Here is a 24,081-nt window from a genome sequence, read left to right as displayed (position 1 = left end):
TGTGCATGGATCATCGCAGATCGGAAAGCGCTTTGCCAAGTGGCGGTCAGATGCTATTTGCACGAACATATCAATTTTGAGACAAGCATGGTGAAACACAGGGAAAGCCGCCCCGGCCATAAGGCCGCCGGCGGTCTTGGGGCAAGACCCCGGCGCGACATGTCCGGCAAACCGCCGGCAAAGCCCGCGCATGCTTCAAAGCCAGCCAAGCCTTCACGCGATCACGGCGAGCGGGTGACAGAGCCGCGCGATGTGGCGCCCGAGCGCCCGCTGATGACGCGAAGCGGCGAGCGACCGGCCGAACGTGTGCCGGTTATCCTCGAGTCGCTGGGTGCCGGGGATTTTCACCTCATCGACAGCGGCAATGGGCTGAAGCTCGAGCAGTACGGTCCCTACCGCATCGTCCGGCCGGAAGCACAGGCACTGTGGCCGCCGTCGCTTGCCCCGCATGTCTGGGACAATGCCGACGCCATCTTCACCGGCGATACGGATGAGGACGGCATGGGCCGGTGGCGTTTCCAGCGCGAAGCGCTCGGCGAGACCTGGCCGCTGCAATTGCTCGGCGTCGATTTTCTCGGCCGCTTCACCGCCTTCCGCCATGTCGGCGTCTTCCCGGAGCAGATCGTGCACTGGGCCTGGATGAAGGAACAGGTCGAGGCGGCGAAACGGCCGCTCAAGGTCCTGAATCTCTTCGGTTATACCGGTGTCGCGTCGCTGGTGGCGGCTGCGGCGGGCGCGGAAGTGACCCACGTCGACGCCTCGAAGAAGGCGATCGGCTGGGCGCGTGAAAACCAGGCCTTGGGCCGCATGGAAAAGCTGCCGATCCGCTGGATCTGCGAGGATGCGATGAAATTCATCCTGCGCGAGGAGCGGCGCGGCAGCAAATACGACATCATCTTGACCGACCCGCCCAAGTTCGGCCGCGGCCCGAATGGCGAGGTCTGGCATCTGTTCGAGCATTTGCCGCTGATGCTCGATGTCTGCCGCGAGATCCTGTCGCCGAAGGCGCTCGGCCTCGTGCTGACGGCCTATTCCATCCGCGCCAGCTTCTATTCGATCCACGAGCTGATGCGCGAAACGATGCGCGGCGCCGGCGGTGCCGTCGAATCCGGCGAGCTCGTCATTCGCGAGGCAGGCCCTGACGGGCGCACGCCGGGCCGGGCGCTTTCCACCTCTCTCTTCAGCCGCTGGGTGCCGAAATGAACCAGGATTTCCGTAACGACGGCCCGCGCAAGGTCGGACAGGTCAAGGAGGTTACCTCGCTTGCCAATCCGATCGTCAAGGATATCAAGGCGCTGACGGTCAAGAAGTCCCGCGAGGAAAGCGGCGCGTTCCTGGCCGAGGGCCTGAAGCTCGTCATCGACGCGCTCGAGCTCGGCTGGACGATCCGCACGCTGGTCTATGCCAAGGCCGCCAAGGGCAAGCCTCTCGTCGAACAGGTGGCCGCCAAGACGGTCGCGGCCGGCGGGCTGGTGCTGGAGGTCAGCGAAAAGGTCATCGGCTCGATCACCCGCCGCGACAATCCGCAGATGGTAGTCGGCGTCTTCGAGCAGCGCTGGCAGCAGCTTCGGGACGTCAAGCCGAAGGCCGGCGAAACCTGGGTAGCGCTCGACCGCGTCCGCGATCCCGGCAATCTCGGCACGATCATCCGCACCGCCGATGCGGCCGGCGCTTCCGGCGTCATCCTCGTCGGTGAGACGACCGATCCCTTTTCGCTGGAAACCGTACGCGCCACCATGGGCTCGGTCTTCGCCGTTCCTGTCGTCAAGGCGACACCGGAAGATTTCCTGGCCTGGAAAAAGAAGGCTGAGGTTTCCGTTGTTGCCACCCATCTGGCTGGCGCGGTGGACTATCGTACCATCGATTACAAGAAGAAGCCCGTCGTCATCCTGATGGGCAACGAGCAGTCCGGCCTGCCGGATGCCCTGGCGAAAGAGGCCGATGCGCTTGCCCGCATCCCGCAGGCCGGCCGCGCCGACAGCCTCAATCTGGCGGTTGCGACGGCGGTCATGCTGTTCGAGGCCCGCCGCCATATCCTGACACTTAACTAGCGAGACCCGATGACCGAAAGCGAGACCCACGGACAGTCGACCGCGAAGCCGGCCCTGTTTTCACGGCCCCTGCCCATCCTGATCTTCATCGTGGTTGCGGTCGTCCTCGACCAGGCCATCAAGATCATGGTCGATCACTGGCTGCCGCTGCAGGAGATGGTGCCGGTCATTCCGATGCTGGCGCTCTACCGCACCTACAATCTCGGCGTCGCGTTCTCCATGCTCTCAGGCATGGACGGCTGGTTCATCGTCGGTATGCGGCTCGTCATCGTCGCCTTCGTGCTGTGGCTCTGGTGGCGCACGCCCGATCATCGCTGGCTTGCCCATTTGGGCTTTGCCCTGATCATTGCCGGGGCGCTCGGCAATCTGATCGACCGCTTTCTCTATGGCCATGTGATCGACTATATCCTCTTCCACACGCAGACATGGTCTTTTGCGGTGTTCAATCTCGCCGACAGTTTCATCACCGTCGGGGCGGGCTGCGTCATTCTCGATGAGCTTTTGATGCCGAAAAAGCCGAAAACCTAAAATTCTAGCGAATCCCTGAAGGCATCGGGAAGGTTGCATGTGTTAGCCAGATTGCATGAGCACTCTGGCAAATCTGCGGGAAAAGCTTGCCGCAGCCGAAATCCGCGGCCATGCGGGACCGATCGAAGGACCGGCCGAGAGCGAGCTGTCGCCTGCGAAACCGATCGAGCCATCGCAGGATGCACTCCGCCAGCCGCCATCGCCGGCAAAGGCATGGTGGCTGGAAGGCCATTGGCTGAATGGCGGTGGTCTCGTGACCGGCGCCGCTCTTCTTGCGATCGGCTTTGCCGGCGGTCCGCTGACGCTCGCAGGCGTTCTTGGCCTTGTTGCCCTTGTCCTTGCCGCCGTTGGCATTTTCAATGCCCGCACTGCATCGCAAAAGCCTGCAATTGTCGCAGCCGATTTCAGCGAAAGCGAACACGACCGTCTTTGGGAACACAGGGAAAGCACCAGCCTGCTTGCCACCGTCCACGATGCGCTTGGCGACATCGCAGTCACGCGCAGCATCGATCGCCGGATTCTGCACGCCAACGCCACCTTCCGCAAACTGACCGGCAAGCCGCATCCGGAAGGCTTGACGCTGGAAGAGGCCGGCCTCGTATTCCGTGCCGTCACCGACGCAAAACATCAGGACGCGGAAATCGCCACACCCGAGGGCCGACGCATCTTTGCTTGGCACGATGTCATGTTTCGCGACCCGACGACCGGGCAATTGTGCATACAGAGCATCGCGCGCGACGTGACGGAAGAGCGGCAGATCGCCCGCCTGCGCGAGGATGCGCGGCTGAAGGCCGAATATAACAGCGCGGCCAAGTCTCGGCTTCTGGCCACCGTCAGCCATGAGATCCGCACGCCGCTGTCGGGCATTCTCGGCATGAACCATCTGCTTGCCCAGACGCCGTTGAACTTGGAACAGGCAAATTACCTGACGGGCATTCGCCAATCGGGTCATGCGCTGGTGCAATTGGTCGAAGACCTGCTTGATTTCTCCACGATCGAGGTCGGCCGCTTCCAGTTGCATCCGCGCAAGGAGGCTTTGCGCCCGCTGCTGGAAGGCGTCATCGAGATGCTCGCCCATCGAGCCCATGAAAAGGGCATCGAAATCGCTGCGAGCGTTGCGGCCAAGGTCCCCGAGAGCATGGAATTCGATCCGGCCCGTCTGCGCCAGATCCTGTTCAACGTCATCGGCAACGCCGTGAAGTTCACCCAGGCCGGTGGCGTGCTTGTCCGTGTCGATCTCCGGGAACAGGATTTGACGATATCGGTGCGGGATAGCGGCCCCGGCATGACCGAGGAAGAACAGGCGCGTGTCTTCGGCGAGTTCGAACAGGCCGGCACGATCGTGGAAAAAAGCGCCGGCACCGGCCTGGGCCTGGCCATTTCCGCCCGCATCCTGCGCGAATTCGGCGGCAGGCTCAGCGTCGCCAGCGAGCGCGGCAAGGGCAGCGAGTTCATCATTTCCTTTCCGGTCGGCCTGGATGCCGGGGAGAGCGGACATGAGTGGCGCGACATCATGCTCAAGGGATCGCGCGTGCTGCTGCTGGCACCCGAAGGGGCCGCAAGCGAGGCAATCACGCAAACCATCCGGACCCTTGGCGGCCATTGCAGGCTGATCGACGCCGGCGACATGGACGATCTCCTTCGCTCGTTTCCGATGGGCGAGGAGGGGATATGGACGGATCTCGTTGTCGACCACCGCATGGCGCCCTGGTACTTCAGTGAGGGAACTGCGATTGCCGTGCCAGGCCTGCGCAAGATCTTCCTGGTCAATCCGGAGGAGCGCAACACCCATCCGCTCGATCTCTTCGATGCCTGGCTCATCCGGCCGCTGCGCGAGCAGTCGCTGATCGATGTGCTGAGGGGCCGCATGCGGGGCATGGAAAAGCGCGATGCCTTTATCGAAGCGGTCTCCGAGATCGGCATAACGACACCGGAGGCGGAAGATCGCACGCTGGATATCCTGCTTGGCGAGGATGATCCGGTCAATGCGATGCTGGTGCGGGCCATGCTCTCCAAGGCAGGCCACAGGGTTCGCCTCGTCGAGGATTTCGACGGCCTTCGCGTTCGCGTCGAAAACGTCGAGGCGCGGCCGGAGGTGTTGGTGACCGATCTCAATATGCCCGGCGGCTCGGGTGCCGCCGTGCTCGCGCAATTGCGGGCCTACGAGCGTCGGCACGGTTTGCCGCCGCTTCCGATCGTCGTATTGACCGCGGACAGCCGCGATTCGGTCCGCCGTCAGGCTTTGCTGGCCGGGGCCGATGCCGTGATCGTCAAGCCGGTCGATCCTGAAAAGCTGTCGGCAACGCTGCAGGGCTTGTCGAGGTCGGTTTTCGAGCGCGCCCAGACATCATCGCGCGTCTTCGGATAAAGCTTACGAAAGCCGGCTCATCAATGCTCGACAGCGGCCGGCAATATGGCTCAACCTAAGGCAATTGCCGTTGCTAAGTTGGGGACGGTGCCTCCATTCCAAAATTGAAATGGGCACACTTCTTGCTTTTAGGAATGCTGCGTGTCACTTTCCTGTCGCACGAATTTGGTTTATGGCGCTATATCGGCCCGCAGGGGGAGAATCGCCATGTCCATCGAAATCTTGAATCGCGAAGCTCAGGGCGAAATGGTTCAGTCTTCAAAGGCAACGGTTGAACCGGTTGCCAGCGATGTGCTCGGACGCATCGGAAATTTAGAAACGCGCCTTGCCCGCACGGCGCGTGAAATCGATGCCGCTCAGGCCGTCCGCTATCGCGTTTTCGTCGAGGAGATGAACGCGCAACTGCCGGCCGACGCCATGCGTCGTCAGCGCGACGTCGACAGCTGGGACGCCATTTGCGACCACCTTCTGGTGTTGGACCGTTCGATCGAGGGCGATTCGGAAGATCAGATCGTAGGCACCTATCGCCTGCTGCGCCAGGAAGTAGCCATGGCCAATGGCGGCTTCTATTCCTCTTCGGAATTCGACATCGACGCGCTGCTTGCGCGCCATGCGGACAAACGCTTCATGGAGCTCGGCCGCTCCTGCGTACTGCCGGCATATCGCAACAAGCGCACGGTCGAGCTGCTGTGGCAGGGCAATTGGGCCTATGCGCTGAAGCATGGCATGGGCGCGATGATCGGTTGCGCCTCTTTCCCGGGCGTCCTTCCTGAGCAGCATGCGCTGGCTTTGTCCTTCCTTTATCACAATGTTGTCGCCAAGGACGAATGGACTGTCGGCGCTTTGCCGTCGCTTGCCCGCAACATGGACTTGATGCCGGTCGAAGCCGTCAATCCAAAGAAGGCGCTGATGGCGCTGCCGCCGCTGATCAAGGGTTATCTGCGCCTCGGCGCGATGGTCGGTTCGAACGCGGTGGTCGATCAGGCCTTCAATACAACCGACGTGCTGATCGTCCTGCCGATCGCCAGCATCTCGGATCGCTACGTGAATTACTACGGCGCGGACGCCGGCCGCTTCGCGAGCTGATAGGTATTAAGGGATAGCAAAGATATCGATCGCATCCGTGATGCCGCGAAGCGCGACATGATGCGATTGCGGCTTTACGCCTCGCATTGTCAGCAATTCGGCGGCGCGGGCATTCTCCAGCACCGCACCCGTGGCAAATATCTCGCTCGACGTCGCCAGATGCTGCACGCGCGAGGCGATATTGACCGTTTGTCCGAAATAATCCTGCCGCTCGTTCAGGCTGACCGCAATGCACGGTCCCTCGTGGATGCCGATCTTCAGAAGGAGGTCGTCGTTGCCGCGTTCCCTGTTGAGGCTGGACATGGCCTCGCGCATCCGCATCGCCGCGGCGAGCGCCCGGTCTGGCGTCGGGAAAGTGGCCATGACCGCGTCGCCGATGGTCTTGACGACCGCACCGGCCTCCGCGCCCACGATTTCGTGCAGGATGCTGAAATGTGTCTTGACCAGATCGAAGGCCGCCAGATCGCCGACCCTCTCATAGAGCTCCGTCGAACCGCGCAGATCGGTGAAGAGAAAGGTGAGGCTCGCGATTTTCAGCCGCTGGTTGATGTCGATCGTGTCAGTCCGGTATATGTCCCGGAAGGTCTGGTTGGAGAGCAGCCGCTTGGCGGTCAGGAATGGCCGGCGTTGGCCGAGCAGCGTGTGAAGTGCGTCGTTGGCGATGCACACCGACGGCAGGGTGCGGACCTCCGTATGGTTTTCTATGACGATGCGCAGCGGGCCGGGTCGAAGCCCGATCGTGTCGTGGTGCCGATGCATGCGATCGAAGACGAGCGATATGCTCTGCCGCTCCCTGGTTGGTTCGCCCTTTATGTCGAGGAACTGCGCGCTATGGGTAACCGGTTCAAAAATAATGACGAATTCGGCTGGCAGCTGCAGCGATACGACAGCCTTTTCCCCCGCCGGCAGCTCCAGGGCTTCCAACAGGAATTCGTCGACCTTTTCCTCATAGCCGTCCTCCGGAAGGTCGACGCCCGAACTCCAGTATATCTGGCGAAAATATTCATGAGGCGGCAAATCATGCGGATTGTGGGCGCCGATGTGGCGCAAGCGCGGGCTGACGGTGAAGGTGACTTCGACCATCTCGTCGAGCGTCGGCTCGTAGCCGGCTGCGCACAAGGTACAGCTGTAGGTTTCGCTCTGGACCGACTTCAGCGATGTATTGGCATCCAGCACGCCGCCGCATCCGGGACACAGCACATTCCAGGACATCTCGAACAGGCCAAGGCGCGCGGCATGGAGAAAGGCACTGATGGTTTGTTCTTCGTCGAAGCCATGTTCACCGGCAAAGGCGAGCGCATTCATGCGGTTGAGCTTGCGGTCGGGCGCCTCAAGGACCATCCGCTCGATTGCGTCGACGATATCCGGCCGCGCTGAATGGCGCAGCACTTCGAATAGGGGCTGAGCTTCAGTCATCCCCTATTCTACACCTATTTCAGAGGGCAGCCATCATCTTTGTTCGGCTGCCCCACCAGTGGCAAAAGTCACGTGCCCGCGCCATAGGCTGCGATTGCAGCCATGTTGACGATGTCGGAATCCTTGGCACCCATGGAAGTGATCTGCACCGGCTTGTCGAGGCCGACGAGCAACGGCCCGATCACCGTGGAGCCGCCGAGTTCCTGCAGCATCTTGGTGGAGATCGCCGCCGAATGGAACGCGGGCATGACGAGCACATTTGCCGGCCCGGAAAGCCGCGAGAAGGGATAGAGGCTCTCCATGATCTTGCGGTCCAGCGCCACGTCGGCGGACATTTCGCCGTCGAATTCGAAGTTCACATGGCGATGATCGAGGATGCTGACAGCTTCGCGCACCCGCTCGGAGCGCTCGCCCGAGGGATGGCCGAAGGTGGAATAGGCGAGCATGGCGACACGCGGCTCATAGCCCATGCGACGGGCAAAGCCGGCTGCTTCCTCGGCGATATCGGCGAGCTCCACGGCCGTCGGCATATCGTGCACCGCGGTATCGGCGACGAAGACGGTGCGGCCGCGGGCGAGCACGATCGATATGCCGATCACCCGGTGCCCCGGCTTGGCGTCGATGCAGCGGCGCACGTCGCCGAGCGCCGTCGAATAGTTGCGCGTCACGCCGGTTACCATGCCGTCGGCGTCGCCCAGCGCCACCATGCAGGCGGCGAAGTGATTGCGGTCGTTGTGGATCAGGCGCGTCACATCGCGATGCAGGTAGCCCTGGCGCTGCAGCCGGGCATAGAGATAGTCGATATAGGAATCGCCACGCTTGGAAATACGCGCGTTGACGATTTCAAGGCCGGGGCGATTGAGATCGATGCCAGCGCGCTCGGCGGTGGCCTCGATCAGATCCTCGCGGCCGAGCAGGATTGCGGTGCCGAGCCCCTGATTGGCATAGGAAAGGGCGGCACGCATGACCTGTTCTTCTTCCGCCTCGGCAAAGACGATGCGCTTCTGATACCGGCGGACACGCTCGTAGAGCTGAGCGAGCGTCGAGGCGATCGGATCGCGCCGGGCCGAGAGTTCGCGCGCATAGGCCGCCATATCCGATATTTCGCGGCGGGCGACGCCGCTTTCGATCGCCGCCTTGGCGACGGCCACCGGAATTGCCGAGATCAGACGCGGATCGAACGGCACGGGGATGATGTATTGCGCGCCGAAGCGCGGCCTTGCGCCCTGATAGGCGGCGACCACATCATCAGGCACGTCTTCTCGCGCAAGGCTTGCCAACGCGTTGACGGCGGCGATCTTCATCTCGTCATTGATGGTGGTGGCACGCACGTCGAGCGCTCCGCGGAAGATATAGGGAAAGCCGAGGACGTTGTTGACCTGGTTCGGATAGTCCGAGCGTCCGGTCGCCATGATGGCGTCGTCGCGGATGCGGGCGACTTCCTCCGGCGTGATTTCCGGATCGGGATTGGCCATGGCGAAGATGATCGGTCTGTCCGCCAGGGAGCGGATCATGTCTTCGGAAAAGGCATCCTTCTGCGAAAGGCCGAGAACCACGTCGGCACCCGCCATCGCTTCAGCCAGCGTGCGCTTGTCGGTCTTGACGGCATGGGCCGACTTCCACTGATTCATGCCTTCGCTGCGGCCCTGATAGATCACGCCCTTCGTATCGCAAAGGACGATGTTTTCCGGGTTGAAGCCCATGGCCTTGATCAGCTCGATGCAGGCGATGGCTGCAGCGCCGGCGCCGTTGCAGACGAGCTTGGTGTTCTTCAGGTCTCGCCCGGTCAGCTCAAGCGCGTTGATCAGCCCGGCGGCGGCGATGATGGCGGTGCCATGCTGGTCGTCATGGAATACCGGGATGTCCATGAGCTCGCGCAGCCGCTGCTCGATGATGAAGCAGTCCGGCGCCTTGATGTCCTCGAGATTGATGCCGCCGAAAGAGGGGCCGAGATAGCGCACGCAATTGATGAACTCGTCGACATTCTCCGTGTCGATTTCAAGGTCGATCGAATCGACGTCGGCGAAGCGCTTGAAGAGAACCGCCTTGCCTTCCATGACCGGCTTGGAGGCCAGAGCCCCGAGATTGCCGAGGCCGAGAATGGCCGTACCGTTCGAGATGACGGCGACCATGTTGCCGCGCGAGGTATAGTCGTAGGCGGTGGCCGGATCGGCGGCGATCGCCTTCACGGGAACGGCCACTCCGGGCGAATAGGCAAGGGAAAGATCGCGCTGGGTCGCCATCGGCTTGGTCGGGTTGATCTCAAGCTTGCCGGGGCGGCCGTTCCTGTGGAAATCGAGTGCTTCCTGATCGGTGATCCCCGTCCCCGGACGCGACTTGCTCTTGCTGTCAGCCATTGTTCCTCCAAACCTCCTGTGGGCGACCGGTCCCTCTTGCCCGATAGCTGTTGTCTTCTATAGCGGCGCGCGGATAGGGTGGCACCTCATTTTTTTGGAAAAACTGCACCTCCGTGAACGAACGTATTACCGCCAGCATCGATGCTTTCTCGGCCGCCGAGCTTGCCTCGGAGGAGAGCCGCGCTTCGGCCACTCCGATGATGGAGCAGTATATCGAGATCAAGGCGAACAATCCCGGTTCGCTGCTGTTCTATCGCATGGGCGACTTCTACGAATTGTTCTTCGAAGACGCCGTCGATGCCTCGCGCGCGCTCGGCATCACGCTGACGAAGCGCGGCCAGCACATGGGGCAGGATATCCCGATGTGCGGCGTGCCGGTTCACGCCGCCGACGACTATCTGCAGAAGCTGATCGCTCTTGGCTTCCGCGTCGCCGTCTGCGAGCAGGTGGAAGATCCGGCCGAGGCAAAGAAACGCGGTGGCAAGTCGGTGGTGCGGCGCGATGTCGTGCGCCTGGTTACGCCAGGCACGATCACCGAGGAAAAGCTGCTCTCGCCTTCCGAATCCAACTATCTGATGGCGCTCACCCGTATTCGCGGTAGCGCCGAACCGCAGCTGGCGCTCGCCTGGATCGATATTTCGACGGGTGTGTTCCGGCTGGCGGAGACGGAGGGCTCGCGGCTGCTCGCCGATATCCTGCGCATCGATCCGAGAGAGCTGATCCTGCCGGATACGATGTTCCACGATCCGGAATTGAAGCCGGTCTTTGACATCCTCGGTCGCACCGCCGTTCCGCAGCCGGCGGTGCTCTTCGACAGCGCCAGTGCCGAGGGGCGCATCACCCGTTACTTCGGCGTGTCGACGCTCGATGGTTTCGGCACCTTCAGCCGCGCCGAAATGGCCGCTGCCGCCGCCGCCATCGCCTATGTCGAGAAGACCCAGCTTGCCGAGCGGCCGCCGCTCGGGCTTCCGGAGCGGGAAAGCGGCGCATCGACGCTGTTCATCGATCCCGCCACGCGCGCCAATCTCGAGCTGGTGCGCACGCTCTCCGGCGACCGCAATGGTTCGCTCCTGAAGGCGATCGATCGCACCGTCACCGGCGGCGGCGCCCGTCTTCTCGCCGAGCGGCTGATGTCGCCGCTGACTGACCCCCAGCGCATCAACGAGCGGCTGGATTCGATCGGCTTTCTGGCGGAGGAGCCGTCTCTCTGCAGCGAACTGCGCTCAGCACTGAAGCATGTGCCTGACATGCCGCGCGCCCTGTCGCGCCTCGCGCTCGATCGCGGCGGCCCGCGTGACCTCTGGGCGATCCGCCAGGGATTGGCCGCTGCCGCCGATCTCGCCCGTCTGCTCTGTAGTGCCTTGCTGCCGGAAGAGCTTGCCGCCGCGCTCGCCGGCCTGCGCGCCCTGCCTGCCGATCTCGAAGACATGCTTGCCGCAACGCTTGCCGAAGAACTACCCCTGCTGAAGCGGGACGGCGGCTTTCTGCGGGATGGGGCGAATGCCGAGCTGGACGAAGTGCGGGCACTGCGCGATCAATCACGCCGCGTCATTGCCGGCCTGCAGCTGCAATATGCCGAGGAAACCGGCATCAAGTCGCTGAAGATCAAGCATAACAATGTGCTTGGCTATTTTATCGAGGTCACGGCCGGCAATGCCGGTCCGATGACCGACACGAGCGAAGCGAAGGCGCGCTTCATTCATCGTCAGACCATGGCGAACGCCATGCGCTTCACCACGACCGAGCTTGCCGATCTCGAAAGCCGCATCGCCAACGCCGCCGACAAAGCGCTGGCGATCGAACTCGAGGCCTTCGATCGCATGGTCGCGGCCGTAGTGGCCAATGCAGAGGCGATCAAAGCCGGCGCCCGCGCTCTGTCGGTGATCGATGTCGCGGCCGGGCTTGCGCTGCTTGCCGAGGAGCAGGCCTATTGCCGGCCTGCCGTCGATGCAAGCCGCATGTTTGCCATCGAGGGCGGCCGTCATCCTGTCGTCGAGCAGGCCTTGCGCCGTCAGGCCGGCGGCCCGTTCGTCGCCAATAATTGCGATCTTTCGCCGCAGGCCGACGGCAAGGACGGCGCCATCTGGCTCCTGACTGGCCCGAACATGGGCGGTAAGTCCACCTTCCTGCGCCAGAACGCGCTGATCGCCATTCTCGCGCAGATGGGCTCCTTCGTGCCCGCCACGTCAGCCCATATCGGCATTGTCGACCGGCTGTTCTCGCGCGTCGGCGCTTCCGACGATCTGGCACGGGGACGTTCGACCTTCATGGTCGAAATGGTCGAGACGGCGGCGATCCTCAATCAGGCGACCGAGCGTTCCCTCGTCATCCTCGACGAGATCGGTCGCGGCACCGCGACCTTCGATGGCCTTTCCATCGCCTGGGCCGCCGTCGAGCATCTGCACGAAGCCAACCGATGCCGCGGCCTATTCGCCACGCATTTCCACGAGTTGACCGTCCTGTCGGAGAAGCTCGGCCGGCTCTCCAATGCCACCATGCGCGTCAAGGAATGGGACGGCGACGTCATCTTCCTGCACGAGGTCGGGCCGGGGGCGGCCGATCGCTCCTACGGCATTCAGGTAGCGCGTCTCGCGGGCCTGCCGGCTTCGGTCGTGGCACGCGCCCGCGACGTTCTGACGCGGCTTGAAGATGCCGACCGCAAGAATCCGGCAAGCCAGCTCATCGACGATCTGCCTCTCTTCCAGGTGGCCGTCCGCCGGGAGGAGGCGAGCGGCCGGCGAGAGCCCTCCAAGGTCGAGGAACGGCTGAAGACGCTCGATCTCGACGATCTGACGCCGCGTGCCGCTCTCGACGTGCTCTACGAGCTGAAGAAAACCCTCACCAAGACCGGCTGATCATAGGCGATATTCCAAGGACAACATGATGTATCTCGAAGTTCTTCTCGCCGAAGTCCGCATTCTGGGCGAGCGCTTCTCTCCGATTGCCGCGCGCGGCAAGATCTGTGGCGAGGGTGAGCCCCCGGACTGCGAATCCGATCGCGGCCTCCTCGACATCACCCTGTCCTGCAGCCGCATTTCCGACATTTGTTCGAAGATCGCGAAAGCCGGCTATTGGGAATGTGAACGCGAAATGGTGACGCAGATCGGCGCCCAATCGCGAAACATATTGCATAGCTTGAACGAGCTCAGGCGGGTGATCGAGCCGGCAAGGCCCTAAAACCGCCGGTTTCTGCGTCGATTGCCGTCACGCTTCGTCAACTTTGGCCTAGAGCGGATTCAGATTTTAAGTCTGTTCGACCTAAAATCTGAATCCGCTCTAGAAACAAAGCAGTAGAGCATGATGTCGTCCGAAAACCGATCACACTTTTCGGCATCATGCTCTAGCAGAAATCTAGGAATCGTCGATTCCATGCAGTCTACCCTCGAGCGATCCGCGCGTAGAATGCCTGTGTTAATCGCCGGCCAAAGGGGCTATAGCGCATGCAGACGAGAAGACAGGCGCGCCGGCAACGCGTCGCCGTCAGTGAACAGAAAGCCGATCGGCAGAGCATGGAAACGCATCATATCGATTTTTCGACCATTCTCGACGTATCCGCGCTGAGGGCGGAATGCGAGGCTCTCGCCAAACGCGGTCTGGACAAGAATGAGGAGCGTTCCGCTCTACTCGCGCTGTTGAAAAGGGCGAGCCAGGACGGACGCGAGGCGGCGCGGCGATCGCTGATCGCGGAAGGCGGCGGCCTCGATTGCGCTTACCGGATTTCCTGGCTGCAGGATCAGATCATCACCATCCTCTACGACTTCACCGTCCGTCACGTCTATCCGAAGCAGGCGGGCGCCTTCTCCGTGACGGCGGTCGGCGGCTATGGCCGCGATACGCTGGCGCCGGGATCCGATATCGATCTTCTCTTCCTCTTCCAGCCGAAGCCCGAGAGCGATACGCACAAGGCGGTCGAATTCATCCTCTATATGCTTTGGGACATGGGCTTTAAGGTCGGTCACGCCACGCGCACGGTCGAGGAATGCATCCGCCAGGCCAAGTCCGACATGACGGTGCGCACGGCCATTCTCGAAACCCGCTATATCTGCGGCAACGCTCCGCTGGAGCGCGAACTGCAGGCGCGTTTCGACAAGGAAATTGTCACTAATACCGGCCCGGAATTCATCGCCGCCAAGCTCGCCGAGCGTGACGAGCGCCACCGCAAGGCCGGCGACACCCGCTATCTGGTCGAGCCCAACGTCAAGGAGGGCAAGGGGGGCCTGCGCGACCTGCACACGCTGTTCTGGATCTCGAAATATTATTACCACGTCCGCGACACAGCCGAACTGGTGAAGCTCGGCGTGCTTTCGAAACAGGAATACCGCCTCTTCCAGAAGGCCGAGGATTTTCTTTGGGCCGTGCGCTGCCACATGCATTTCCTGACAGGCAAGGCGGAAGAGCGGCTTTCCTTCGATATCCAGCGCGATATCGCCGAAGCGCTTGGCTATCACGCCCGTCCCGGCCTTTCGGCGGTCGAGCGCTTCATGAAGCACTATTTCCTCGTCGCCAAGGATGTCGGCGATCTCACGCGCATCCTTTGCGCGGCGCTTGAGGACAAGCAGGCGAAAGCCACCCCGGGGCTCACCGGCGTCATCAGCCGTTTCGCTAACCGTTCGCGCAAGATAGCCGGCACCGTCGAATTCGTCGAGGATCGCGGCCGCATCGCGCTTGCCAATCCCGATGTCTTCAAGCGCGATCCGGTCAGCCTCATCAGGCTGTTCTTCGTCGCTGACATCAATGGCCTGGAATTCCACCCGGATGCGCTGAAACGCGTGACGCGATCGCTGAACCTGATCGACAATGATCTGCGCGAGAACGAAGAGGCGAACCGCCTGTTCCTGGCGATCCTGACCTCGAAGCGCGATCCCGCGCTGATCCTGCGCCGGATGAACGAGGCCGGCGTGCTCGGCCGTTTCATCCCGGAATTCGGCAAGATCGTCTCGATGATGCAGTTCAACATGTATCACCACTATACGGTGGACGAGCATCTGATCCGTGCCGTCGAGGTGCTGTCGGAGATAGACAAGGGCAAAGCCGAGGATATTCATCCGCTCACCAACAAGCTGATGCCCAATATCGAGGATCGCGATGCTCTCTATGTCGCCGTCCTATTGCACGATATCGCCAAGGGCCGCGAGGAGGACCATTCGGAAGCCGGTGCCGCAGTTGCACGCAAGCTCTGCCCGCGCTTCGGCCTTTCACCGAAGCAGACGGAGCTGGTGGTCTGGCTGATCGCCGAGCACCTGACCATGTCGATGGTTGCCCAGACGCGCGACCTGACCGACCGCAAGACCATCATTGATTTTGCTGACCGGGTGCAGTCGCTCGACCGGCTGAAGATGCTGCTGATCCTGACCGTCTGCGATATCCGCGCCGTCGGCCCTGGTGTCTGGAACGGCTGGAAGGGGCAGTTGCTGCGCACGCTCTATTACGAGACCGAGCTGCTGCTCGCCGGCGGTTTCTCGGAAGTGTCGCGCAAGGAGCGGGCGGAAGCCGCCGCCAAGGCGCTGGAAGCGGCGCTGGACGATTGGGGTCAGAAGGCTCGCAAGGCCTATGTCAAGCTGCACTACCAGCCCTATCTTCTGTCCGTGCCGCTGGAAGACCAGATCCGCCACACGCGGTTCATCCGCCAAACCGACAAATCGGGCCAGGTCCTGGCGACGATGGTGCGTACCGACAGTTTCCACGCCATCACCGAAATCACCGTGCTGTCGCCGGACCATCCGCGCCTCCTGACCGTCATCGCCGGCGCCTGTGCCGCTGCCGGCGCCAATATCGCCGACGCGCAGATCTTCACGACGGCTGATGGCCGTGCCCTCGACACCATCCATGTCAGCCGCGAATTTCCCGACGATGCCGATGAGCTGCGCCGGGCCGGCACCATCGGCAAGATGATCGAGGATGTTCTGGCCGGCCGCAAGCGGCTGCCGGAAGTCATCGCGACCCGGACGAAGAATCGCCGCAAGAACAAGGCTTTCGTCATCCCGCCATCGGTGATCATCACTAACAGCCTCTCCAACAAGTTCACGGTCATCGAGGTCGAATGCCTCGATCGCCCCGGCCTGTTGTCGGAAATAACGGCTGTTCTCTCGGACCTCTCGCTCGATATTCAGTCGGCGCGCATCACCACATTCGGCGAAAAGGTCATCGACACCTTCTATGTTACCGATCTCGTCGGCCAGAAGATCTCCAACGAGAACAAGCGAGCCAACATCACCGCGCGCCTGAAGGCGGTCATGGCGGGCGAGGAGGATGAAATGCGCGAGCGCATGCCATCGGGCATCATCGCGCCCGCTGCCACGCGTGGCGTCGCCGTCGAAAAGTCAGACCCTGAGAAGAAAGCCGGTTCCGCCGCATGAGCCTAGTCAAGAAATTCATCACGGTCGGTGGCGCGACGCTTGGCAGTCGCATCTTCGGCTTTGCCCGCGAGACGCTGATGGCCGCCGCCCTTGGCACCGGGCCGATGGCCGACGTCTTCTACGCTGCCTTCCGCTTTCCGAACCTCTTCCGTCGCCTGTTCGCGGAAGGCGCCTTCAATGCCGCCTTCGTACCGCTCTTTGCCAAGGAAATCGAGGCGAACGGCATCGACGGCGCAAAGCGCTTCTCCGAGGAAGTGTTCGGCGTTCTCTTCTCGGTCCTGTTCCTGATCACCGTCGTCATGGAACTGGGCATGCCGCTCCTGGTGCGTTGGGTCATCGCGCCTGGTTTCGCCGACGATGCCGAGAAATTCGACCTGACGGTCCGGTTGGCCGCCGTGATGTTCCCCTATCTCATGTCGATGTCGCTGACGGCGATGATGAGCGGCATGCTGAATTCGCTGCATCATTTCTTCGCCGCCGCCGTGGCTCCGATCTTCCTAAACCTGGTGATGATCAGCGCGCTGTTCTACGCGATCTACTACGGCGCCGATCCGCTGAGCACCGCCTGGTACCTGTCCTGGTCGGTACTGGTGGCAGGCGTGCTGCAGCTGGCCGTCGTCTATATCGGCGTGCGTCGTGCCGGCATCAATATCGGCCTGCGCTTTCCGCGCTTCACGCCCAATGTCAAGCGGCTCCTGCTTCTTGCGATCCCAGCGGCCATCACCGGCGGTGTCACTCAGATCAATCTGGTGATCGGCCAGGCGATTGCCTCGGGCAAGGAAGGTGCGATCGCCGCCCTGCAATATGCAGACCGCATCTACCAGTTGCCGCTCGGCGTCGTCGGCGTCGCGGTCGGAATCGTGCTTCTGCCGGAGCTGGCGCGTTCGCTGAAGTCGGGCCATATCAAGGAAGCCGCCAATATCCAGAACCGCTCGATCGAATTCGTGCTGTTCCTGACGCTGCCAGCCGCTGTCGCCCTGTGGCTGCTCTCCGACGATATCATCCGAGTACTTTACGAGCGCGGCGCCTTTAATGCGAACAATACAACGCTGGTCGGCTCCATCCTCGCCATCTTCGGCCTGGGCCTGCCGGCTTTCGTGCTGATCAAGGCCTTGCAGCCCGGCTTTTATGCCCGCGAAGATACGAAATCGCCGATGCGCTACACGGCGGTCGCCGTCGCCGTCAATTCGGCGCTGTCCATCCTGCTTTTCCCGGTGCTGGCCGAACGCGGCATTGCGCTCGCCGAGGCGGTTGCCGGATGGCTGAACGCTGTACAGCTCTTCGTTACGCTCTATCGCCGCGGGCATCTCGTCTGGGAATGGTCGCTGGCGCGACGCACCGCCATGCTGCTCGTCTCCTCCGCCGTCATGGGTGGCGTCATCGTATATTTGTCTCATCGGTGGGAGCCGCTTCTGGGGTCCAGCTCGACGCTGCTCACCAAGACCGGCGTCCTGGGCTTGCTCATATTGATTGCGATGGCGGTTTATTTCATTGTCGCCTTCCTGATCGGCGGCGTGGACTTGGGCATGATACGCCGCAATTTGAAGCGCAAGCGCCCGGCGCCAGCGCCGGATGCGAAGGCGGTGAACGGAGAATGATAGGGCCACTTCGCGCCGCAATGTGGGGAGAAGGTGGCTTGGCGGGATCGAATGGAGTAAGTTTGCTCTGGCGACAAGCATCGCTATCCTAAGTTGTTGACCGCAAGATGGCGTGTCAATTCGGAGCGGTGAGATGGATGCACTGGGATGGCTGAGATCGATCTTCGACTTTCGTGAACGGCGAAAGGAGCAGAAGGCCCCGCCTATGGAAGGCCCATCAACTGATCTTGAGATGCAGGCAGCTCTTCAAACATTGCAGCAGATGGTTAAGCCTGCTGTCTTTGGCGAAATCGGCGGCGAGAAGCCGCAGAAGGACAATAGGGCCTCGAGCTGGTGGGGTGGAAACTTTCTCGGCCGACAAGACGAGGTAACACCTGTCTGCGAGAAGTCGGGGCGGGAGATGCACCCGCTTGTTCAAATCCGAGTGGATGAGCTTCCCGAGATCCCACCTACATTATCGAATCTGATGCTTCTGAACATGTGGGTGGATCTGGAGGACGTTCCGTTGGATGATGTGGAGAATGGCAAGGGCTTTGTCATTCGAACTTATTCCGCCATTTCGGATTTGGTTCCTATCGGTCCGGGCTACCGGGAAAGCCAGAGCCTTCCGACTTTTCCGCTTCGGTGGCGCTCAACTGCCCTGGAGCAGCCAAGCTGGGACGATATTGCGTTCAAGATTCCAAGCAACGTCGCGCGATCCAACGACTCGAAATGGTTTTTTGAAAGCCAATACGTGATTGAAACCGATAAGTATCGCGGGACATGCCCTGTCAAGCTTGGCGGCTGGCCTACCTGGATTCAAGGCGAAAACTGGCCCGATAAAGCAGAGCTATGCCTTCAGATCGATAGCACCGACAAGGGGCGCTTCTACGTTGGGGACTCCGGATCGCTATATCTGTTCCGAGTACCAGACGGCTGGGCAATCAGATCAGACTTCTACTGACAAACCCGTTTTATGGGTTTTTTCGAGCCAAGAATCGTCGTTAATGCTGCGTGCAAGGAAGTAACACGGAGTTTCCATGCCCCAATCCATTTTCCTCGTCGCCCTGGTTGTCGATGACTACGATCGCGCCAAAGCCTTCTACTGCGATGCCCTTGGCTTCGATTGCCTGCAGGACGAGGTGCAGCCGGAGGGCAAGCGCTGGGTTGTCGTCAGGCCGAAAGGCGGGGAAGGAGCAGCGTTATTGCTCGCCCAGGCCGCCAACGACAGCCAGCGCGCCGCAATCGGCAACCAGGCGGGCGGCCGGGTCGGCTTCTTCCTCAAGACTGACGATTTCGCCCGTGACCATGCCGCGATGCTGGCCAAGGGCGTCACGTTCCGGGAAGAGCCGCGTCATGAGGTTTATGGCACGGTGGCGGTCTTCGCCGATCCCTATGGCAATACTTGGGACCTGATCCAGCATTCTTCCTGAGACTCCGGCACATAGCCTCTTGATCCCCATCGATCCCGCGTGCATAAGCCGCTCGAAACCAAGGGTCGAGCCCCGCTCGCCCAGGCCCTCCACAAGCCTTTCGAGGACGACATGACCGAATTCAAGCCGCTCGTATTCTCCGGCGTTCAGCCCACGGGCAATCTCCATCTCGGCAATTATCTCGGCGCGATCCGCAAATTCGTGGCCCTGCAGGAAAACAACGACTGCATCTATTGCGTCGTCGACATGCATGCGCTGACGGCTCAGCTCGTCCATGACGACATGCCGAACCAGACGCGCTCGATCACCGCGGCCTTCCTTGCTGCCGGCATCGACCCGGAAAAGCATATCGTCTTCAATCAGTCGGCCGTGCCGGGACATGCCGAGCTTGCCTGGATCTTCAATTGCGTCGCCCGCATCGGCTGGATGAACCGCATGACGCAGTTCAAGGATAAGGCCGGCAAGGACCGCGAGCAGGCCTCGCTCGGACTTTACGCCTATCCGAGCCTGATGGCCGCCGACATCCTGCTCTATCGCGCCACGCATGTTCCTGTTGGAGACGACCAGAAGCAGCATCTGGAGCTGACCCGCGACATCGCCATGAAGTTCAATCTGGACTACATGGAGCATATCCGACGCACGGGCTACGGCATCGACATCACCGTGGGCGACGAGCCGGTGCATGCCTATTTCCCGATGGTCGAGCCGCTGATCGATGGTCCGGCGCCGCGTGTCATGTCGCTGCGTGACGGCACCAAGAAGATGTCGAAATCCGACGCTTCGGACCTGTCGCGCATCAACCTGCTCGATGACGAGGAAAATATCTCGAAGAAGATCCGTAAGGCCAAGACCGATCCGGATGGCTTGCCAAGCGAAATCGCCGGCCTCGCCGGCCGCCCCGAGGCAGACAATCTGGTCGGCATCTATGCGGCCCTTGCCGACAAGTCGAAGGCGGATGTCCTGTCCGAATTCGGCGGCCAGCAGTTCTCCGTCTTCAAGCCAGCGCTGGTCGATCTTGCCGTGCATGTGCTCTCGCCGATCACCATGGAAATGCGCCGCCTGATGGCCGATCCGGGCCACATCGACGCCGTATTGCGCGATGGCAGCGCCCATGCCCGTGCCCGCGCCGACCTGACCATGAAGCAGGTGCGCGACATTATCGGCTTTCTCTATTGATGTTGTCGTAATAGAGGGCTCCCGTTGCGAACGGGGGCTTGCAAAACATCGCCTTCGGGTGTCAGAGTCAGCTCATGGTATCCACACGACTTTCACGACTCGAAGGCCATCGCCGCAAGTTCATGGCGGTCATCGATGGCACGCCCGAATGCCAGCGCGCCGTCCATTATGCCGGCCGGCGTGCCAAGAATTCCAATGGCGGCCTCGTTTTGCTCTATGTGATCCCCGAAGGCGATTTCCAGCAATGGCTTGGCGTCGAGGAGATCATGCGGGCGGAAGCGCGCGAAGAGGCCGAGTCGGCGACCGCGAAGGCGGCGCAGGCCGTCCGCGAAAATATTGGCATCGACTCGGAGATCGTCATTCGCGAGGGGTCGGCCGTCGAGCAGATCAATGCGGTGATCGAGGACGACCGGGACATCGCGCTTCTCGTGCTTGCCGCCGGCTCGGCCAAGGAAGGCCCAGGCCCGCTCGTCTCGTCGATTGCCGGCCGTGCGGCCGCCTTTCCGATCCCGGTGACGGTGCTTCCGGATACGCTCAGCAACGAGGAAATCGACGCGCTGAGCTGATGTGCACGTGCCATTTCTTGAGAAACACTGTCTTGAATAGAATGGCCAAAAGGCCTATTTTCTTTTGAAATATTCTAAAGTCGGGACCGGGCGTCTGCCCGCCGCATGGAGATCAAGATGTTCATTCAGACCGAAGCGACGCCGAACCCCGCGACCCTCAAATTCCTGCCGGGCAAGGTTGTCATGGAAAATGGCACGGCCGAGTTTCGCAGTGTCGAGGAAGCCGAGGCTTCGCCGCTGGCCGCCCGCCTCTTCGAGATCTCGGGCGTGACCGGTGTCTATTTCGGCTATGATTTCATCTCGGTCTCCAAGGAAAGTCAGGAATGGCAGCATCTGAAGCCCGCTATCCTCGGTTCGATCATGGAGCATTTCATGTCCGGCAAGCCGGTCATGGGCTCTTCTTCGGTGTCTTCGGAAGTGCAGGATGCCGGCGGCGAATTCTTCGATGAGGGCGACGAGGCAATCGTGCTCACCATCAAGGAATTGCTCGATACGCGCGTGCGCCCGGCCGTTGCCCAGGATGGCGGCGACATCACCTTCCGCGGCTTCCGCGACGGCAAGGTTTACTTGAACATGAAGGGGTCCTGCGCCGGCTGCCCGTCTTCCACGGCGACGCTGAAGCATGGCGTGCAGAACCTTCTGCGCCATTTCGTCCCGGAAGTGCAGGAAGTCGAAGCCGTCTAATCCCGGCCTAGCGGAAAAATTGACATGATCGTACTGGCGCTCGACACGGCAGGTGTGGATTGCGCTGCCGCTGTGTATGATAGCGGCAGTGATTCTGTGATGGGGGAGGTCACGGAAACGATCGGACGAGGGCATGCCGAGCATTTGATGCACGTTGTCGACGAGGCGCTGGCGAAAGCCAATATAGCGCTTTCGGCGGTCGGGCGTGTCGTCGTGACCGTCGGCCCCGGTTCCTTCACCGGCATCCGCATCGGCGTAGCCGCCGCTCGCGGTTTTGCGCTCTCCCTCAATGTTCCTGCGGTTGGCGTCACGACCCTTGAGGTCATGGCGGCGACCACGCGAGAGCAGAATCCGGGCAAGTCGGTTCTGGCTGCCATCGACGCCAAGCGCGAGGAGATCTATCTCCAGGGCTTCGATGCCGACGGCAACCCGCTGGACGAGGCTCGGGCCGTGACGATCGACGAAGCGCGGGCGATTGCCAGCACCTTCGATGGCATCGTCACCGGAACGGCTGTCGTCCGGTTGCGCGACGCGCCGCCGGCGGAGCGGCCAGACGCATTTCCGATTGCCGTCGTCGCCCGGCTGGGCGCTGGCAAGCCTGCCGGCGAAAAGCCGAAGCCGCTTTATCTTCGCGGACCCGATGCCAGACCGCAGGCCGGATACGCAGTTGCCAGGCAATAGACATGCTCGAATCCTACCTGACCTTGAAAGCCGAATACGAAATCGTTCCGATGGAGATGAAGGATTGCGCCGAGGTGGCGCTTCTGCACGGAGAGCGGTTCCCGCGGGTCTGGGACGAGAGTGAGTTTCAGAGCCTCCTCGGGCAGGAAACGACCTTTGGCTTCGTCGCCCGCCAGACCAACGCCATCCTGAAGAAGGCGCTTCCTGGCTTCGTGCTGGCGCGGCATGTGGCGGGCGAAGGCGAGATCCTGACGATCGCCGTCAACGCCAAGCTCGGACGCTCCGGCCTCGGCTGGAGGCTGATGCAGGCTGCCCTTCGTGAGGCCCGCAGTCGCGGCGGAGAAGCCATGTTCCTGGAAGTTGACGGCGGCAACCAGCCGGCGCTTGGCCTCTACCGCAAGCTCGGCTTCGAAACCGTCGGCGAGCGCAAGGCCTACTATGTCGGCGAAAACGGCCAGAAGTCGACGGCGCTTGTCATGCGGCGTGTTCTTCGCTAGTCCGTTGTCACAGTCCAAACAGACCGAAGACCGCGATTGATGGAAGACGCCGTAAAATCCCTGGAGGAGCTTTGCGCCGAGCGCGGCATGCGCATGACGGAGCAGCGCCGGGTCATCGCGCGCATCATCGAGAATTCCGGGGATCACCCCGATGTCGAGGAGCTCCACCGGCGTTCCGTCGAGGTGGATGCGAAAATCTCGATCTCGACGGTCTATCGCACCGTCAAGCTCTTCGAAGATGCAGGCCTTCTTGCCCGCCATGATTTTCGCGATGGACGGTCCCGCTACGAAACCGTGCCGGAAGAGCACCATGATCACCTGATCGACCTGAAAAGCGGCAAGGTGATCGAATTCCACTCGCCGGAGATCGAGGCGCTGCAGGAGCGTATTGCCCGCGAACACGGCTTCAAACTCGTCGACCACCGGCTGGAGCTTTACGGCATCCGGCTGAAGAAGGACGAAGGTTGACGTGAAGGCTTTCATGCAGGAGCGAATGATTTGATGACCTGGCTGCGCATCGGCTGTGCCGCCGTGGTCATTGGCGTCGTCAGCGCCGCGATGCTGCCGCTGCAGATCCTTTGCCTGCGCTTCGACTGGAAGCTCAGACGCTATCTGCCGCGCTATTGGCATCGCATCGTCTGCTACTGGCTTGGCGTGCGCATCCATGTGGTCGGCAAGATGGAGACGAGCCGGCCGTTGATGCTGGCGTCCAACCATTCGTCCTGGCTCGATATTCTCGTCCTGTCGGCGGTGGCCGATGTCTCCTTCATCGCCAAGTCGGAGGTGCGGGATTGGCCGATCTTCGGCCTGTTCGCGCAGTGGCAGAAGAGCGTGTTCGTCGAGCGCGAGCAGAAGCGCAAGACCGGCGAGCAGGTGAACGAGATCGCCGACCGCATGGCCGATGGCGAAATCATGGTGCTGTTTCCGGAAGGAACCACCTCGGACGGCAATCGGCTGCTCGAGGTCAAGTCCTCGCTGTTCGGCGCCGCCGCCGCGGCACTGCCGAAGGCGCCGGATGCCGTCGTGCATGTCCAGCCGGTTGCCGTCGCCTACACTCGCGTCCATGGCACGGCGATGGGCCGCTATTATCGCCCGCTGACGGCATGGCCAGGTGACATCGAGCTCGTGCCGCACCTGAAGGGCATCATCCAGTGCGGCGCCATCGATGTCGACGTCTGCTTCGGCGAAGCCGTCGATTATCGTGCCGGCACCAACCGCAAGGAAGTCAGCGCCACCATTGCGCGGCGCATCCGCACGATGCTCGCCAGCCGGCTGCTCGGCCGCGAGATCGCCTGATTTCCAGGT

20 protein-coding genes are annotated in these 24,081 nt (G+C 61.7%); 18 read left to right on the top strand and 2 right to left on the bottom strand.

Annotated features, from left to right (window positions below):
• Nucleotides 1-87: 87 nt before the first annotated feature.
• From HGP16_RS17130 to HGP16_RS17110, 5 genes are all read left to right on the top strand, one after another.
• A complete protein-coding gene (locus HGP16_RS17130) occupies nt 88-1,203 on the top strand; it encodes a class I SAM-dependent methyltransferase (protein ID WP_168841221.1) in 1,116 nt (371 codons plus the stop codon).
• Nucleotides 1,200-2,051 (top strand): TrmH family RNA methyltransferase, encoded by an 852-nt coding sequence (locus tag HGP16_RS17125; protein ID WP_168841220.1) that lies wholly within the window; start codon nt 1,200-1,202, stop codon nt 2,049-2,051. Before HGP16_RS17130 ends, HGP16_RS17125 begins: the two co-directional genes overlap by 4 nt.
• A gap of 9 nt (nt 2,052-2,060) precedes the next feature.
• Nucleotides 2,061-2,579 carry a signal peptidase II gene (lspA, locus tag HGP16_RS17120; RefSeq protein WP_168841219.1) on the top strand — a complete coding sequence of 173 codons (519 nt, stop codon included), beginning with the start codon at nt 2,061-2,063 and terminating at the stop codon, nt 2,577-2,579.
• A 55-nt stretch (nt 2,580-2,634) separates the two neighbouring features.
• Entirely contained in the window at nt 2,635-4,947 is a 2,313-nt protein-coding gene (locus HGP16_RS17115; RefSeq protein WP_168841218.1) for a hybrid sensor histidine kinase/response regulator, read from the top strand.
• Nucleotides 4,948-5,154: 207 nt separating this feature from the next.
• On the top strand, nt 5,155-6,033 hold the full coding sequence (locus HGP16_RS17110) for a GNAT family N-acetyltransferase (RefSeq protein WP_168841217.1): 879 nt from the start codon (nt 5,155-5,157) through the stop codon (nt 6,031-6,033).
• Between the two features lie 6 nt (nt 6,034-6,039).
• Here the strand turns inward: HGP16_RS17110 and HGP16_RS17105 are convergent, their stop codons facing one another.
• On the bottom strand, nt 6,040-7,449 hold the full coding sequence (locus HGP16_RS17105) for an adenylate/guanylate cyclase domain-containing protein (protein ID WP_168841216.1): 1,410 nt from the start codon (nt 7,447-7,449) through the stop codon (nt 6,040-6,042).
• Between the two features lie 68 nt (nt 7,450-7,517).
• Nucleotides 7,518-9,806 (bottom strand): NADP-dependent malic enzyme, encoded by a 2,289-nt coding sequence (locus HGP16_RS17100; protein ID WP_168841215.1) that lies wholly within the window; start codon nt 9,804-9,806, stop codon nt 7,518-7,520.
• Nucleotides 9,807-10,003: 197 nt separating this feature from the next.
• On the opposite strand from HGP16_RS17100, the gene mutS reads away from it, so the two are divergent.
• The 13 genes from mutS to HGP16_RS17035 all read left to right on the top strand — a co-directional run bounded on the left by mutS (nt 10,004) and on the right by HGP16_RS17035 (nt 24,072).
• The gene (mutS, locus tag HGP16_RS17095; protein WP_205926613.1) at nt 10,004-12,661 is read left to right on the top strand and encodes a DNA mismatch repair protein MutS; all 2,658 of its coding nucleotides are present in this window, start codon (nt 10,004-10,006) and stop codon (nt 12,659-12,661) included.
• A gap of 25 nt (nt 12,662-12,686) precedes the next feature.
• Nucleotides 12,687-12,983: a hypothetical protein gene (locus HGP16_RS17090; RefSeq protein WP_246703517.1), complete on the top strand. Its 297-nt coding sequence runs from the start codon at nt 12,687-12,689 to the stop codon at nt 12,981-12,983.
• Between the two features lie 263 nt (nt 12,984-13,246).
• The gene (locus HGP16_RS17085) at nt 13,247-16,162 is read left to right on the top strand and encodes a [protein-PII] uridylyltransferase (RefSeq protein WP_168841213.1); all 2,916 of its coding nucleotides are present in this window, start codon (nt 13,247-13,249) and stop codon (nt 16,160-16,162) included.
• Nucleotides 16,159-17,760 (top strand): murein biosynthesis integral membrane protein MurJ, encoded by a 1,602-nt coding sequence (gene murJ, locus HGP16_RS17080; protein ID WP_168841212.1) that lies wholly within the window; start codon nt 16,159-16,161, stop codon nt 17,758-17,760. Before HGP16_RS17085 ends, murJ begins: the two co-directional genes overlap by 4 nt.
• A 133-nt stretch (nt 17,761-17,893) precedes the next feature.
• Nucleotides 17,894-18,703, top strand: coding sequence for a DUF1963 domain-containing protein (locus HGP16_RS17075; RefSeq protein WP_168841211.1), 810 nt, complete (start codon nt 17,894-17,896; stop codon nt 18,701-18,703).
• A 76-nt stretch (nt 18,704-18,779) separates the two neighbouring features.
• Complete coding sequence (locus HGP16_RS17070) at nt 18,780-19,172, top strand: VOC family protein (protein ID WP_168841210.1); 393 nt, start codon at nt 18,780-18,782, stop codon at nt 19,170-19,172.
• A gap of 111 nt (nt 19,173-19,283) precedes the next feature.
• Complete coding sequence (gene trpS, locus HGP16_RS17065; RefSeq protein ID WP_168841209.1) at nt 19,284-20,348, top strand: tryptophan--tRNA ligase; 1,065 nt, start codon at nt 19,284-19,286, stop codon at nt 20,346-20,348.
• Between the two features lie 74 nt (nt 20,349-20,422).
• Nucleotides 20,423-20,914 (top strand): universal stress protein, encoded by a 492-nt coding sequence (locus tag HGP16_RS17060; RefSeq protein ID WP_168841208.1) that lies wholly within the window; start codon nt 20,423-20,425, stop codon nt 20,912-20,914.
• A 117-nt stretch (nt 20,915-21,031) separates the two neighbouring features.
• A complete protein-coding gene (locus HGP16_RS17055) occupies nt 21,032-21,598 on the top strand; it encodes a NifU family protein (RefSeq protein WP_168841207.1) in 567 nt (188 codons plus the stop codon).
• Nucleotides 21,599-21,622: 24 nt separating this feature from the next.
• Nucleotides 21,623-22,279: a tRNA (adenosine(37)-N6)-threonylcarbamoyltransferase complex dimerization subunit type 1 TsaB gene (gene tsaB, locus HGP16_RS17050; RefSeq protein ID WP_168841206.1), complete on the top strand. Its 657-nt coding sequence runs from the start codon at nt 21,623-21,625 to the stop codon at nt 22,277-22,279.
• Between the two features lie 2 nt (nt 22,280-22,281).
• Nucleotides 22,282-22,776 (top strand): GNAT family N-acetyltransferase, encoded by a 495-nt coding sequence (locus tag HGP16_RS17045; protein ID WP_168841205.1) that lies wholly within the window; start codon nt 22,282-22,284, stop codon nt 22,774-22,776.
• Nucleotides 22,777-22,815: 39 nt separating this feature from the next.
• On the top strand, nt 22,816-23,244 hold the full coding sequence (locus tag HGP16_RS17040) for a Fur family transcriptional regulator (RefSeq protein WP_168841204.1): 429 nt from the start codon (nt 22,816-22,818) through the stop codon (nt 23,242-23,244).
• A 30-nt stretch (nt 23,245-23,274) separates the two neighbouring features.
• Nucleotides 23,275-24,072: a 1-acyl-sn-glycerol-3-phosphate acyltransferase gene (locus HGP16_RS17035; RefSeq protein WP_168841203.1), complete on the top strand. Its 798-nt coding sequence runs from the start codon at nt 23,275-23,277 to the stop codon at nt 24,070-24,072.
• The last annotated feature ends 9 nt before the right edge of the window (nt 24,073-24,081 follow it).

Origin of the sequence: Rhizobium sp. P40RR-XXII (genome assembly GCF_012641405.1) — a bacterium.
Taxonomy (GTDB): Bacteria; Pseudomonadota; Alphaproteobacteria; order Rhizobiales; family Rhizobiaceae; genus Rhizobium.
The sequence above is the reverse complement of the archived record's forward strand: the minus strand, read 5'-3'. Positions and strand labels throughout refer to the sequence as shown.

Coding starts and splice junctions, on each gene's coding strand:
- HGP16_RS17130 (WP_168841221.1), top strand. CDS start 88: ATGGTGAAACACAGGGAAAGCCGCCCCGGCCATAAGGCCGCCGGCGGT.
- HGP16_RS17125 (WP_168841220.1), top strand. CDS start 1,200: ATGAACCAGGATTTCCGTAACGACGGCCCGCGCAAGGTCGGACAGGTC.
- lspA (WP_168841219.1), top strand. CDS start 2,061: ATGACCGAAAGCGAGACCCACGGACAGTCGACCGCGAAGCCGGCCCTG.
- HGP16_RS17115 (WP_168841218.1), top strand. CDS start 2,635: ATGAGCACTCTGGCAAATCTGCGGGAAAAGCTTGCCGCAGCCGAAATC.
- HGP16_RS17110 (WP_168841217.1), top strand. CDS start 5,155: ATGTCCATCGAAATCTTGAATCGCGAAGCTCAGGGCGAAATGGTTCAG.
- HGP16_RS17105 (WP_168841216.1), bottom strand. CDS start 7,449: ATGACTGAAGCTCAGCCCCTATTCGAAGTGCTGCGCCATTCAGCGCGG.
- HGP16_RS17100 (WP_168841215.1), bottom strand. CDS start 9,806: ATGGCTGACAGCAAGAGCAAGTCGCGTCCGGGGACGGGGATCACCGAT.
- mutS (WP_205926613.1), top strand. CDS start 10,004: ATGATGGAGCAGTATATCGAGATCAAGGCGAACAATCCCGGTTCGCTG.
- HGP16_RS17090 (WP_246703517.1), top strand. CDS start 12,687: ATGATGTATCTCGAAGTTCTTCTCGCCGAAGTCCGCATTCTGGGCGAG.
- HGP16_RS17085 (WP_168841213.1), top strand. CDS start 13,247: ATGCAGACGAGAAGACAGGCGCGCCGGCAACGCGTCGCCGTCAGTGAA.
- murJ (WP_168841212.1), top strand. CDS start 16,159: ATGAGCCTAGTCAAGAAATTCATCACGGTCGGTGGCGCGACGCTTGGC.
- HGP16_RS17075 (WP_168841211.1), top strand. CDS start 17,894: ATGGATGCACTGGGATGGCTGAGATCGATCTTCGACTTTCGTGAACGG.
- HGP16_RS17070 (WP_168841210.1), top strand. CDS start 18,780: ATGCCCCAATCCATTTTCCTCGTCGCCCTGGTTGTCGATGACTACGAT.
- trpS (WP_168841209.1), top strand. CDS start 19,284: ATGACCGAATTCAAGCCGCTCGTATTCTCCGGCGTTCAGCCCACGGGC.
- HGP16_RS17060 (WP_168841208.1), top strand. CDS start 20,423: ATGGTATCCACACGACTTTCACGACTCGAAGGCCATCGCCGCAAGTTC.
- HGP16_RS17055 (WP_168841207.1), top strand. CDS start 21,032: ATGTTCATTCAGACCGAAGCGACGCCGAACCCCGCGACCCTCAAATTC.
- tsaB (WP_168841206.1), top strand. CDS start 21,623: ATGATCGTACTGGCGCTCGACACGGCAGGTGTGGATTGCGCTGCCGCT.
- HGP16_RS17045 (WP_168841205.1), top strand. CDS start 22,282: ATGCTCGAATCCTACCTGACCTTGAAAGCCGAATACGAAATCGTTCCG.
- HGP16_RS17040 (WP_168841204.1), top strand. CDS start 22,816: ATGGAAGACGCCGTAAAATCCCTGGAGGAGCTTTGCGCCGAGCGCGGC.